This window comes from Pseudomonas sp. W17, assembly GCF_040268305.1.
Taxonomy (GTDB): Bacteria; Pseudomonadota; Gammaproteobacteria; order Pseudomonadales; family Pseudomonadaceae; genus Aquipseudomonas; species Aquipseudomonas protegens.
Genome location: NZ_CP158490.1, coordinates 236,534 through 249,425, shown reverse-complemented (window position 1 = coordinate 249,425; position 12,892 = coordinate 236,534). Strand labels below are relative to the sequence as shown.

General features: G+C 65.8%; 11 protein-coding genes. 5 read left to right on the top strand and 6 right to left on the bottom strand.

Translation table 11 applies throughout. The features are described from left to right. Positions 1-147: 147 nt before the first annotated feature. Positions 148-1,053 (bottom strand): TauD/TfdA family dioxygenase, encoded by a 906-nt coding sequence (locus ABCR88_RS01115; protein ID WP_236185413.1) that lies wholly within the window; start codon positions 1,051-1,053, stop codon positions 148-150. Positions 1,054-1,236: 183 nt separating this feature from the next. On the opposite strand from ABCR88_RS01115, the gene ABCR88_RS01110 reads away from it, so the two are divergent. Further along, the gene (locus tag ABCR88_RS01110; protein WP_015633719.1) at positions 1,237-2,157 is read left to right on the top strand and encodes a LysR family transcriptional regulator; all 921 of its coding nucleotides are present in this window, start codon (positions 1,237-1,239) and stop codon (positions 2,155-2,157) included. A 160-nt stretch (positions 2,158-2,317) separates the two neighbouring features. Here the strand turns inward: ABCR88_RS01110 and ABCR88_RS01105 are convergent, their stop codons facing one another. After that, positions 2,318-3,340, bottom strand: coding sequence for an ABC transporter substrate-binding protein (locus tag ABCR88_RS01105; RefSeq protein WP_041115133.1), 1,023 nt, complete (start codon positions 3,338-3,340; stop codon positions 2,318-2,320). Between the two features lie 368 nt (positions 3,341-3,708). On the opposite strand from ABCR88_RS01105, the gene ABCR88_RS01100 reads away from it, so the two are divergent. The 3 genes from ABCR88_RS01100 to ABCR88_RS01090 are packed head-to-tail and all read left to right on the top strand — an operon-like array spanning position 3,709 to position 7,741. Beyond that, entirely contained in the window at positions 3,709-5,304 is a 1,596-nt protein-coding gene (locus ABCR88_RS01100; protein WP_041115132.1) for an ABC transporter permease subunit, read from the top strand. Further along, on the top strand, positions 5,301-6,116 hold the full coding sequence (locus ABCR88_RS01095) for an ABC transporter ATP-binding protein (RefSeq protein ID WP_011058586.1): 816 nt from the start codon (positions 5,301-5,303) through the stop codon (positions 6,114-6,116). The genes ABCR88_RS01100 and ABCR88_RS01095 overlap by 4 nt, the downstream gene beginning before the upstream one ends. A 14-nt stretch (positions 6,117-6,130) precedes the next feature. Next, positions 6,131-7,741: an arylsulfatase gene (locus ABCR88_RS01090; RefSeq protein WP_015633716.1), complete on the top strand. Its 1,611-nt coding sequence runs from the start codon at positions 6,131-6,133 to the stop codon at positions 7,739-7,741. Between the two features lie 186 nt (positions 7,742-7,927). Here ABCR88_RS01090 and ABCR88_RS01085 read toward each other — a convergent pair whose 3' ends face one another. Further along, complete coding sequence (locus ABCR88_RS01085) at positions 7,928-8,374, bottom strand: hypothetical protein (RefSeq protein WP_350403985.1); 447 nt, start codon at positions 8,372-8,374, stop codon at positions 7,928-7,930. Positions 8,375-8,487: 113 nt separating this feature from the next. Beyond that, positions 8,488-9,561: a fatty acid desaturase gene (locus tag ABCR88_RS01080; RefSeq protein ID WP_350403984.1), complete on the bottom strand. Its 1,074-nt coding sequence runs from the start codon at positions 9,559-9,561 to the stop codon at positions 8,488-8,490. A gap of 99 nt (positions 9,562-9,660) precedes the next feature. On the opposite strand from ABCR88_RS01080, the gene ABCR88_RS01075 reads away from it, so the two are divergent. Beyond that, a complete protein-coding gene (locus ABCR88_RS01075) occupies positions 9,661-10,665 on the top strand; it encodes an AraC family transcriptional regulator (RefSeq protein WP_041115129.1) in 1,005 nt (334 codons plus the stop codon). Between the two features lie 116 nt (positions 10,666-10,781). Here ABCR88_RS01075 and ABCR88_RS01070 read toward each other — a convergent pair whose 3' ends face one another. Further along, positions 10,782-12,170: a heavy metal sensor histidine kinase gene (locus ABCR88_RS01070; protein WP_350403983.1), complete on the bottom strand. Its 1,389-nt coding sequence runs from the start codon at positions 12,168-12,170 to the stop codon at positions 10,782-10,784. Beyond that, positions 12,157-12,837, bottom strand: a complete 681-nt coding sequence (locus ABCR88_RS01065) for a heavy metal response regulator transcription factor (RefSeq protein WP_350403982.1) — start codon at positions 12,835-12,837, stop codon at positions 12,157-12,159. Before ABCR88_RS01065 ends, ABCR88_RS01070 begins: the two co-directional genes overlap by 14 nt. Positions 12,838-12,892: the final 55 nt, after the last annotated feature.

The window sequence follows — 12,892 nt, the reverse complement described above, 5'->3', positions numbered from 1 at the left end:
ACCTGCACCTTCCCCCGTAGGAGCCGGCTTGCCGGCGAAGAGGCCCTTGGACCTTGCAGCGCTCTCGAGGGCGCCTTCGCTGGCAAGCCAGCTCCTACAGTGGGCAGGTTCATCGGGTAAATGCCCGTAGGGGCTTGAGGGGGCGGGTCAGAGGCCTTTGGTGGTCTGGCTGCGCTGGCCGTGGACGCCCACCGGGACGTCGCCCTTGAGGGTCACGCGGCGCACGATGCGGTCCTGGGTGCCGTAGTCGTCCACGGCATAGTGCTGGGTCGAGCGGTTGTCCCAGATCGCCACGTCCCCTGCGCTCCAGCGCCAGCGCACGGTGTTTTCCAGACGGGTGACGTGGCTTTGCAGCAAGCCGAACAGATGCGCCGAGTCCGCCTGGGAATAGCCCTTGATGCGCTTCACGAAGTGCCCCAGTACCAGGCTCTTTTCACCGCTCTCGGGGTGCACGCGAACGATCGGGTGCTCGGTCTCGAACACCGTGGAGGTGAATACCTTGCGGTAACGCTCCAGCTTCTCCGCCGAAACGTCCGGCTTGGCCCCGGCGTAGTCGTATTCGTTGCTGTGCACCGCCCAGAGCTTGTCCGCCAGCTCCCGCAGCTCCGCCGACAGTTCGTTGTAGGCCGTGGCGGTGTTGGCCCAGACGGTGTCGCCACCGTAGGCCGGGGCCACCACCGAGCGCAGGATCGAGGCCTTGGGGTAAGCGTCGACGAAGGTCACGTCGGTGTGCCAGGAGTTGGCCCGCTGGCCCTGGGCGCCATCCAGCTCCATCAGGTAGCGGGTGCCGTCGCGTACCGGCACGGTGGGGTGGGCCACCGGTTCGCCCAGCAGGTGCGAGAAGGCTTCCTGGCTCTGGTCGTCGAGGTGGGTCTGGCCACGGAAGAAAATCACCTTGTACTGCACCAGCGCTTGCCGGATCGCTTCCACGGTGGCGGCGTCGAGATCGCCGGACAGTTGCACGCCACGGATCTCAGCGCCGATACGGCCGGCCACCGGGTGAATATCAAGGGCATGAACAGCAGGTTGAACGGCTAAGGCGGCATTGCTCATCAGGTACACCCTCATCGGACTGCTTACGGTGGAACCGCCGCGAAACAACGCTCTATCTATATTCAATTTAGATCTAATAGATAACCACATGCTTCGTTGACGGAATAAGAGCTTGCATTTAAAACCTCATTCCTCACTCGTCGCAAATGCCTTCGAGCTATTTTTCGGATGCCGGGAAAGCATATGGATCTTCGCCAATTGCGTTACTTCATCGCCCTCAATGAACACCGCAGTTTTGTCCGCGCCGCCGACGCCATGGGCATCACCCAGCCGGCCTTCAGCCGCAGTATCCAGGGCCTGGAACAGGAGTTCGGCTGCGTGCTGGTGGACCGCGGCAACAAGGATCTGCGCCCCACCCCGGAAGGCCAGGTGGTGCTGCAGCACGCCTTGAGCCTGGTGCAGGGCGCGGCCTTGCTCAGCAGCGAAGTGACCCAGATGACCAAGCTCGACGCCGGTGAGGTGCGCTTCGGCTGCGGCCCGGCCCCGGCAGTGAAGTTGGTACCCGATGCGGTGGCGCAATTCACCAGTGCCCACCCGAAGGTGCGCACCTGCTTTGCCGTGGACAACTGGGAAAAACTCAGCCGCAGCCTGAACCGCGAAGAGATCGAATTCTTTATTGCCGACATCCGCCATTTCGAAGCCGACCCGAACTACCAGACCCAGCCCCTGACGCCCAAGCGCGGGGTGTTCTTCTGCCGCCCGGGGCACCCGCTGCTGGCCAAGGAGAGCCTGTCCACCAACGACATGTTCGATTACCCCCTGGCCACCACCCTGATCCCCCCGGGGATCCGCAAGCTGCTGGCCAACCTCAGCGGGCGCATCGATTTTTCCCCGACCATCGAGACCGAGCACTTTCCGGCGCTGGTGAAGATCGTCCGCCAGTCCAATGCCATCGGCGTGGGCACCGCCGAGGCCTTTGCCGAAGACATCGCCCAGGGTTCGCTGGCGCTGCTGCACTGGCGCAACCTGCCGCAGAACATCGACAGCCTGAATGCCCGTTGCGGCATCGTCAGCCGCAGCGGTTTTCGCCTGTCGCCGGCGGCGCGCAAGATGATCGAAGTGCTGGTGGCGGTGGATCGGCAGGGGCACGCCATCGCCGTGTAGAACAGCTTCGCCGGCAAGCCGGCTCCTACAAGATCCCGCACGATATCCCCGCCGACCGTGGGAGCTGGCTTGCCAGCGAAGAGGCCCTCAAGCCCTCCCTCGCCGACAAGCCGGCTCCAGGGTTACGCAGGAGCCGGCTTGCCGGCGAATGGTGCCGACCTCAAAGACCGGCAGCGGCCAACTGCGGGGCGACCCAGGCATCCACCTTGAACGGCTTGCGAATCAAGCGTTCCTTGGCCGCCAGGTCTACTGAATCCTGCAGTTTGCCGAGGAACACCGGGTCCAGGGTCGAGGGGAAGATCTCGCTCAGGCGCTGGTCCTTGAGGTCATCCTGCAAGATCACCGGCGGGTAGCTGGCCAGCCCCGAAACCAGCTGGATGTAGGCTTCCTTGTTGCTGTCCTGGGTCAGCCACTCTACGGCCTGCTGCTGGGCCTTGAGCAGTTTTGCCACGGCCTCGGGATGTTCGTCGACAAACTTGCCGGCGCCCACCAGCACGCTCTGCACGCTGCCGGCGCCCCCCAGGTCCTTGGTGCTCAGGGGCAGTTCGGCCAGGCCTTTGCTGCGCAGGGCCGAGAGCCCGGTGCTGCCCCAGGAGGCGTCGATCTGCTTGGCCGCCAATGCAGCCACCGCCGCGTTGAAGTCAAGGTTGACCACCTTCAGGTCCTTCTCGCTCAGGCCCCGGCTGGCCAGGGCCGCGTCGAACGACAGCTGGGTGGCGGTGCCACGGAACACTGCCACGCGCTTGCCCTTGAGGTCTTCCAGGGTCTTGATCCCGGAACCCGGCACCACCCCCAGATAGTGCTTGACCCCACGGGCCGAGGCGCTGAGCAGGCGGGTATCCAGGCCGTTGGACTTGCCGATGATGGCGGCCAGGTCCCCCAGGTACGCCAGGTCCACCTGGCCGTTGGCGAAGGCCTCGTTGATCACCGGGCCTGCGCCCTTGAAGAAATTCCACTGGATCTTGATGCCCTGGTCGGCGAAGGCCTTTTCGAAGATCTGTTGCTGGCGCAGCACATCCACCACCCCACCGCCGCTGTGCTGGGTGCCGGCACTGAGGTCGGGCACGGCAATGCGGATTTCCTTGAGTTCGTCGGCCTGGGCCAGCAGCGGCAGGCAGCCCAGGAGCCCCGCCAGGGCCGGGGCGGCGAACAGGCTGATGACGCGTTTGAAGGGAAGGTTCATGGGTGCGGCTCCTGGTGGCAAAGGCTGAGAGGAGCAAAAGGTAGGCACGGAATCGTTCAACACTTAAATACTATAAATTCACATTTTGATAACCATATCGAATAAATCAGCTGCCACGGGCGTCCCCGGGGATATGCATGAAATGCATGAAAAATATTCTTCAAATGCATTGGATGCGTGTCGGCGAGAAGCCTTAAATGGCCTTTCTTATCTCTTAATAGAATCGATAAGAATTTTAATAGATCACAAATGCATAAAACGTAGAAACCGCCTTGCCAGCGAAGAGGCCCTCAAACGCTGATTCGCCGACAAGCCAGCCCCTACGGCATCGACCCACGCCATGCAGTACCCGACGACGGAGGTCATCCATGGCCCGTGTTTCCCTGCTCAGCCTGCCCCTGGCGGCGCCGTCCGACGGACGCCCGGGCTGGCCCCTGATCAGCCAGCGGCTGCTGCCCTGGCTGTTGCCCATCAGCCTGTTCGCCCTGTGGTGGCTGGCCAGCCGCAATCAATGGATGAGCGAACAGATCCTGCCGGCCCCGGCCCTGGTCTGGAGCAGTGCCCTGGAGCTGGCCCATGGCGAGCTGTGGAGCCATCTGGCGATCAGCCTGCAACGGCTGTTCTGGGGCCTGCTGGCGGGTATCGCCGCCGGCGCCCTGCTGGGGGGTGCCCTGGGCTTCAGCCGACGCCTGGAGCGCCTGGTGTTTCCCACCTTCGGCGCCCTGTCGCAGATCCCCACCCTGGCCTGGATCCCGTTGTTCATGGTGTTTTTCGGCATCGGCGAAGTGCTCAAGCTGGTGGTGCTGATCAAGGCGGTGGTGGTGCCCGTGACCCTGCACACCCTGGTGGGCGTGCGCGATGCCCAGCCCCGGCTGCGGGAAGCCGCCGCGGTGCTGCGCCTGCCGCCGGCGCTGCTGGTGCGCCGCCTGGTGCTGCCCGCTGCGCTGCCGGCCTTCATGGCCGGGGTGCGCCTGGCGCTGGCCACCGGCTGGACCTCGCTGCTGGCAGTGGAACTGCTGGCCTCCAGCGAAGGCATCGGCTACCTGATGGTCTGGGCACGCCAGCTGTTCATGCTGGACATCGTCTTCGTGTGCATCCTGGTGATCGGCCTGCTGGGGGTGTGCATGGACCGCGGCATCGGCTGGCTCGACCGCCGGCTGGTGCACTGGCCGCACCCGGCCACCGCCGAATTCCGTCGCGGCCCGCGCTACCAGGGCTGGCAGCGCCTGCAACCCTGGCTGCTGCCCCTGGCGCTGCTGGCCCTGTGGCAAGTGGCGAGCGACCAGCAGTGGGTCGACCCGAACATCCTGCCCAGCCCCCTGGCGGTACTCGCCACCACCGGCAACGGCCTGCTCGATGGCAGCCTGCTGGGGGGCATGGGCCTGAGCCTGGGCCGCACCCTCGGCGGCCTGCTGCTGGGCGGCGGCCTGGGCTTTGCCTTTGGCCTGCTGCTGGGCCTGTCGCGGTTCAGTGAACGCGTGCTGGGCCCGACCCTGGCCGCCATCCGCCAGATCGCCATCTTCGCCTGGGTGCCGCTGCTCACCGCCTGGTTCGGCCTCGGGGAACTGGCCAAGTGGGTGTTCGTCGCCCTGGCCGCATTCTTCCCGCTGTTCATCGCCACCCAGCGCAGCGTCGCCCAGCTCTCGCCGCAACTGGCGGAAGCCGCCCAGGTACTGCGCCTGAACCTCTGGCAACGGCTGCGCCGGCTGGTGCTGCCCGGCGCCGCGCCGGGGATTTTCGCCGGCCTGCGCATCAGCCTGATCTACGCCTGGCTGGGCACCATCGGCGCGGAATACTTCATGCCGTCCAACGGCGGCATCGGCAGCCAGATGATCAGTGCCCAGCAACTGCTACGCATGGACCTGATCATGGCCGGCATGCTCCTGGTGGGCCTTACCGGGGCCCTGCTCAACCTGATCGGGCAACAACTCGAACTTCGCGCCACCCGCTGGAGACACGCATGAACGCACCCCTGGTCAGTTTCACTCACGTGGGCAAGACCTTCGCCGTCGCCGGTGGCGAGGTGGAGGCGATCCGCGAATTCAACCTGGACATCGCCGAAGGCGAGTTCGTCGCCATCGTCGGTTCCAGCGGTTGCGGCAAGTCCACCCTGCTGCGCCTGCTGATCGGCCTGGACACCGAGTTTCGTGGCCAGATCCGGGTCGACGGCAAGGCCGTCAGCGGCATCGGCGGCGAGCGCGGCATCGTGTTCCAGGAACACCGCCTGTTCCCCTGGCTGACGGTGGCCGAGAACATCGGCCTGGGCCTGGTCAACGAGCCCCTGAGCGCCGCCGAGCGCCAGCAACGGGTCGGCGAATTCATCGAACTGGTGGGCCTCAAGGATTTCACCCGGGCCTATCCCCACCAACTGTCCGGCGGTATGGCGCAACGAGTGGCCATTGCCCGGGGGCTGGTAGCCAGCCCGCGGATCCTGCTGCTGGACGAACCCTTCGGCGCCCTCGACGCCCTGACCCGCCAACAGATGCAGGACGAACTGCTGGCGATCCGCGAGCGGGCCAAGATCACCACGGTGCTGGTGACCCACGATGTCGAGGAAGCGATTTTCCTCGCCGACCGGGTGGTGGTGATGGAACCGCGCCCGGGGCGGATCAAGCGCGTGGTCGAGGTGGCCCTGCCCCACCCGCGCCAGCGCAGCAGTTTCGACTTCCACCAACTGCGTGAGGAGCTGCTTCACGAACTGACCCGCGACGAGCTCTACCAGGCGCCTTCGCCGGTACAGATCCGCGACCTGCCCCTGACCTTCATTGCTTGCTGAACAGGAGTGACTCGATGCCGCAACGTCCCAACTTCCTGGTGATCCTGGCCGACGACCTGGGCTTCTCCGACCTCGGCGCCTTCGGCGGCGAGATCGCCACGCCGAACCTCGATGCCCTGGCCTTCAACGGCCTGCGCCTGACCGACTTCCACACCGCCCCCACCTGCTCGCCAACCCGCTCCATGCTGCTCACCGGCACCGACCATCACATCGCCGGGATCGGCACCATGGCCGAAGCCCTGACCCCCGAGCTGATCGGCAAGCCGGGCTATGAGGGTTACCTCAACGACCGCGTGGTGGCCCTGCCGGAACTGCTGCGCGAGGCCGGCTACCAGACCCTGATGAGCGGCAAATGGCACCTGGGGCTGACTGCCGAACGCGCGCCCCATGCCCGGGGCTTCGAGCGCTCGTTCTCGCTGTTGCCGGGGGCGGCCAACCACTACGGCTTCGAGCCGACCTACGACGAGCACACCCCCGGGCTGCTCAAATCCACGCCGGCGCTGTACATCGAGGACGACCGCTTCATCGATGAACTGCCAGCGGGTTTCTATTCCTCCGATGCCTTTGGCGACAAGCTCTTGCAGTACCTGAAAGAGCGCGACCAGAGCCGGCCGTTCTTCGCCTACCTGCCGTTCTCGGCGCCCCATTGGCCGCTGCAGGCTCCGGAGGAAATCGTCGCCAAGTACCGGGGCCGCTATGACGCCGGCCCCGAAGTGCTGCGCCGCGAGCGCCTGGAAAAACTCCAGGCCCTGGGCCTGGTGGACCCGCAGGTCGAGCCCCATCCGCTGATCAACCTGAACGCCGAATGGAACGCCCTCAGCGAAGAACAGCGCCAGGTGTCGGCACGGGCCATGGAGGTGTATGCGGCGATGGTCGAGCGCATGGACTGGAACATCGGCCGGGTGGTGGACTACCTGCGTCAGCAGGGGCAGCTGGACAACACCCTGATCCTGTTCATGTCCGACAACGGTGCCGAAGGCGCGCTGCTGGAAGCCTTCCCCAAGTTCGGCCCGGAGCTTCTGACCTACCTCAACCAGCACTACGACAACCGCCTGGAGAACATCGGCCGGGCCAACTCCTACGTCTGGTACGGCCCGGCCTGGGCCCAAGCGGCCACTGCGCCATCGCGGCTGTTCAAGGCCTTCACCACCCAGGGCGGAATTCGCGTGCCGGCGCTGCTGCACTACCCGCAACTGCCGCTCAAGGGGCAGATCAGCCACGGCTTCGGCACGGTGATGGACATTACTCCGACCTTGCTCGACCTGGCCGGCGTGCGCCACCCGGGCAAGCGCTGGCGCGGGCGCGATGTGGCGCCGCTGCGGGGCAAGTCCTGGCTGGGCTTTCTCTCCGGCGAAACCGCCCGGGTGCATGACGAACAAACGGTAACCGGCTGGGAGCTGTTCGGCCGCCGGGCAATTCGCCAGGGCCAGTGGAAGGCGGTGTACATCCCCGGCCCCGTGGGCCCGGCGACGTGGCAGCTGTACGACCTGGGCCAGGACCCGGGGGAGATTCACGACCTGGCCCACAGCCAGCCGGAAAAACTGCGCACCCTGCTGGAAGAATGGCAGCGCTACGTGGATGAAACCGGAGTGATCCTCAGCGAATCACCGTTCCAGCCGGATTGATCTTGCAGGAGCTGGCTTGTCTATGAACCGGCCCCTGGAGGAGCCTGCTTGTGTAGGAGCTGGCTTGCCAGCGAAGGCGTCCTCCAGAACAACACAAGTCTCCAGGGCCCTTTCGCCGGCAAGCCGGCTCCTACGGGGTGCGTTTGGGTTGTCGGTGAATACACCGGGCTGCGCCACGCGCTGGCCTCAGCCTCGGGTGATGCGGCAAGCCGGGGTATTCGGCAGTTCCTTGACCACGACGTAATGCCCTGCCCGGTTTTTCTCGACCCGCAACGGCGAAGCGGCCAAGTAGCTGCCGCGCAGGCTCTGGTCGACAAAACAGATGGCGATGCCCTGCTTCCCCTGCTCCATCACTCTGACGCTGTAGACCCAGCTTTGCTCTTCGTCCACCGCGCTGTAGGCGCCCTCGGCGCCTGCGGCCTTCTCGTAGATCCGATAGGGCGTCTGGCCCAGCGTGGTGCCGTCCGGGTAATGCCGCGGCCGCAAGGAATTGCGAAAACCGTTCACTTCCAGATGCTTCAAGATACTCAGCGCCAGTGCCTCGTCACTGCCCTGCGCCACCGAGTCGGCCAGCGACACGCTGCCCACACTCATCAAGGCAACGGCGATCAATCGCCTCACCGCACTGCTCATACTGTCTCCCTGTCGTTGCCTCTTCGCGGATTCCGGGCGTTTCCCGGCGCCGCGTGACCTTGGCTTAACGTTATCGGTCCTTGGATATTTAACCAGAAAGACAGTCCGCCCCCTCAAGGGCGGGCGTTATGCGCCGGTTGCATCGCTTCGCGCTCCTGCCGGGTAAAGCGGTTGGCCCGGGCAAAGGTGCCGAAATCGTTGAAGCGCACGCCCATCTCGGCCATCACTTTATGCGCCACCGATGCCGTCATCTGGCGAATGTAGAAGGGTTCCTTGACCACGAAATGGTGGATGCCGTGGGTGCTGCCGAAGTTGCAGCAGAAGGCCTGCAACGGCCACATCCACCAGGGGTTGAGTACCTGGGTCTGCTGGATCACGTTGCCCGGCTCGATGTCGCCGTAGTAGTGCATGTTGGAACTGACAAAGTGCAGGCAGAAGGTGCGCAGCACGTTGGGGCCGATGATCACCACCACGGCGATATCGACGTAGTGCATCAGCGCCATGGTGTCTTGCGACCACTGGATCGGGCTGCCCAACAGGGCGGCCACGCCGTTGGCCCCATGAAAGCCCAGGAACACATACCAGGCGCCCCAATGCAGCAATGCCAGCGGCGCGTACACCGCCAGGGTACGAACGAGGATGCCCAGCTTGCGCCTGGCCCCCGGCGCCCGCAGCAGGCGGATGAAGGCCGCCATCATGTTGTCCCCCACCATCAGCAGGCGGGCGATGCCCCAGGGCTCGCCGTTGGTGATGGCGCGCTCCTCGATGTCGCTCTCGCTGCCGGACACCTTGTGATGATTCAGGTGCAGGTGGCGGCGCACCCAGGGGTTGATGGTGCTCGGCCGCGCCAGCCACACCAGCCCCAGCATCAGGTTGTGGGGCAGGCGCTGCTTGCGAAAGTACATGCTGTGGATCAGGTCGTGCTCCAGCTCGTGGGTCAGGGAGGCGAAAAAGGCATTGAGCAGCAGGCACGCCCACCAGGCCAGGTGACCCATGACATAGAGCAGCGCTGACCCCAGCATCCCCGACAGAGCGAACGCAAGGATCCCCGCGCCCAGCGCGTCCTGGTGCCGCAGCAAAGGAAAACGCTGGCGCAGTTCATCACCCCGGGCCAGGACCACCTGGCGTATATGCGCCGCCCGCTGCTGTGCGTTCATCCGTTCGGGGCTTGCAGAAATACCCTGCATGATTCCATCCTCTGATCAGTGATGTGTGCATCCTGCCCCGAGCCCCGGCTCCGGGCGCTAGCCGTAAACGCCAACCTGTTGACCGGACGCGCCAATCGCATGACCGAAGCCACCTCCCTTGCCAGCTGGACCCGCGCCTTGCGCAAGCAACTGGACGCTCTGGACCTCGACAGCGCCGCACTGTGCCGCGAAGCCGGGCTCGACCCGCAATTGATGGACGACCCCAACGCCCGCTACCCGCTGTCGGCCACCACCCGCCTCTGGCATCTCGCCGTGCAGGCCAGCGGCGACCCGGCCATCGGCCTGCGGGTCTCGCGCTTTGTCAGCCCCACCACCTTTCATGCCCTGGGCTACGCCCTGGTGGCCAGCGGCAGCCTGCGGGAAGTGTTCGAGCGCATCGTGCGTTATCACCAGGTGGTCAGCGACGCCCTGGAACTGGCCCTGACCCGGGAAGCGGACCGCTACCGGTTCTTCCTCAGGGTGCCGGAGGGCTCGCCGCAACCGGCCTTTGAAGCTATCGACGCCTTTGCCGCGATCTACGTGCGCACCTGCCGCAATCGCCTGGGCCGTGACTACGCGCCGTTGGCCGTGCAATTGCGGCGCCCGGCCCCGGCGGACCCGAGCCAGTGGCACAAGGTATTCCGCTGCCCGGTGCAGTTCGCCGCCGTGGACGACTGCCTGGAGTTCGGCCTGCACGATTTCGACAGCCACCTGGACGACGCCAACCCGGAGCTGGCCGAGCACAACGAAGCGGTGCTCAAGCGCACCCTCCTGCAACTGCGGCCCCTGACCTGGGAGCGCAAGGTACGCGGGGTGATCGAAGCCCAATTGCCCGAAGGCGAACCTTCGGCCGAGCGAGTGGCCCAGGCCCTGCACCTGAGCCTGCGCAGCCTGCAACGGCACCTGGCGGATGAAGGCACGCGCTTTGACACCCTGCTCAACGAATGCCGGGAAAACCTCGCCCTGCTGCACCTGCGGGACCTGGAGTGCTCCCTGAGCGAGATCAGCTACCTGCTGGGCTTTGCCGATGCCAGCAGCTTCAGCCGGGCATTCAAGCGCTGGACCGGGATGACCCCGGGGCAGTTTCGCGACGGCCTGCGCTAAGCCCCAGCAGCCTTGTAGCCGCTGCTGAGCCTGCGAAGCTGCGAACGACCGCAACGCGGGCGCAAATACTGCAGGCCGCTGAAGGCCTGGCGGCCTTGTCGCAGCCTCGGCAGCGGCTACAGGAGGGGGAAGCCCAGTTCGAATACCGTGGCCTGCTCATCGCTCGTGACCCGCACCTGGCCGCCATGCAGCAGCATGATCGAGTGCACGATGGCCAACCCCAGGCCCCCAGAGTCGCCCGGTTCGGCTCGGGACGGGTCGACCCGGTAGAAACGGTCGAACAGCCGGGGCAGGTGCTCGGGGGCGATCGCCGGGCCCTGGTTGTGCACCTGCAACCAGCACCAGCCCGCTTCGTCGTGGCGCCGCAGGCGGATCTGCGACCCTGCATCGGCATGACGCACGGCATTGGCCAGAAGGTTGCCCAGGGCCCGTTGCAGCAATTGCTGGTCAGCCCGCAGCTCGCCGGAAAAACCGTTCTCCAGGCGCAACTGGCGGTCGTCGGCCAGGGCTTCGAAGTAGTCGCACAGTTGCGCCCCGACACCGGCCAGTGACAGTACCTGCAGGTCCAGCACCGCATCGGCCTGCTCGGCCCGGGCCAGGAACAGCAGGTTCTCGGCCATGCGCCCCAGGCGCTCGAACTCTTCCATGTTGGAGGCCAGCACTTCCTGGTACTCCGCCGCACTGCGCGGCTGGTTCAAGGCCAGGCCATTGCTGCCCAGGAGGTTGTGCAACGGCGTGCGGATCTCGTGGGCCAGGTCGGCGGAAAATTGCGACAGGCGCTCAAAACTCTCTTCCAGGCGCGCCAGCATGGCGTTCAGGGCCTGCACCGGCTCGTGGAATTCCGCCGGGATGCCGTGGGTGTGCAGGCGCCGGTCGAGGCTGCGCAGGTCGATCTGGCGGGCCGCTTCGCTGAGCTGGCGCAAGGGCTGCAAGCCCCGGCGCAACAGCAGCAGGCCCAGGGCGAAGGCCAGCAAGGCCCCCAGCCCCACCGCCAGGTACAGGCGCAGGCGGTAACTGGCGAGCATCTGCTCGCGCTCGCTGAGAACCTTGCCGGCCACCACGGTCAGGGCTTCGCCCTTGGGCCCCCGGGCCTGACCCGCCAGCAGCGCCACCGACACATCGTCCGCCCCCGGCCAGAGGCGGACATCGGTGCGTTGCGGCGCCTGTTGCAGCGCAATGGGATCGAGCGCGGGCAGGGGCTGCCGGCGCGGGTTGATGTCGATCACCGTCGAGCCATCGGCCCGCAGCACCAGCAGCAGGCTTTCCTGGTTGCCCAGCATGTTCTGGTACAGCCGGGGCCGGGCTTGCAGAGCATCCAGGCTGTCGCTGTCCTGCAGCAGGGCCCGCACCTGTTCCAGGCGGCCGAGCAGGGCCAGGTCGTCGCGGTAGGTGATTTCCCCGGCCAGGGAACGGTAGAGGAACACCCCGATCACGCTGAGCACCAGGGCGCAGACCGCGGCAAAGGCCAGGGCCAGCCGCCAGGCGATGGAACTAGAGCGCTTCATCCGGGGCTTCCAGCTGGTAGCCGACGCCACGCACAGTGTGGATCAGCTTGGGCATGTAGGGGTCGTCGACCTTGGCCCGCAACCTTCGTACCGCCACTTCCACCATGTTGGTGTCGCTGTCGAAATTCAGGTTCCACACCTGGGAGGCGATGAGGGTCCGCGACAGCACTTCGCCCTGGCGGCTGGCCAGCAGGTGCAGCAGGGCGAACTCCTTGTTGGTCAGGGCGATGCGCTGGCCGCCACGGCTGACGCGACGGCGCAGCACGTCGATCTCCAGGTCGGCGATGCTGAAGGACTCGGCCTCGCGCAGCGGTCCGCGGCGCAGCAGGGTGCGCACCCGGGCCAGTAGCTCGGCAAAGGCGAAGGGCTTGAGCAGGTAGTCGTCGGCGCCCAGCTCCAGGCCGCGGACCCGGTCTTCGATGGCGTCCTTGGCGGTGAGGAACAGCACCGAGGTGGCGCCGCGCTGGCGGATCAGTTGCAGCAACTGCCAACCATTGAGGCCCGGGAGCATCACGTCGAGGATGATCAGGTCGTATTCCTGCTGCTCGATAAAATAGCGCCCGTCCAGGCCGTTCAGGGCCACGTCCACGGCGAATCCGGACTCTCCCAGGCCCTTGGCAAGGAAATTCGCGGTCTTGGCTTCGTCTTCAACTACCAGCAAACGCATGGCGCACCTCGGAAATGATCGGCACAGGCTAGGCGCCCGGCGCGCGCTTGCCCAT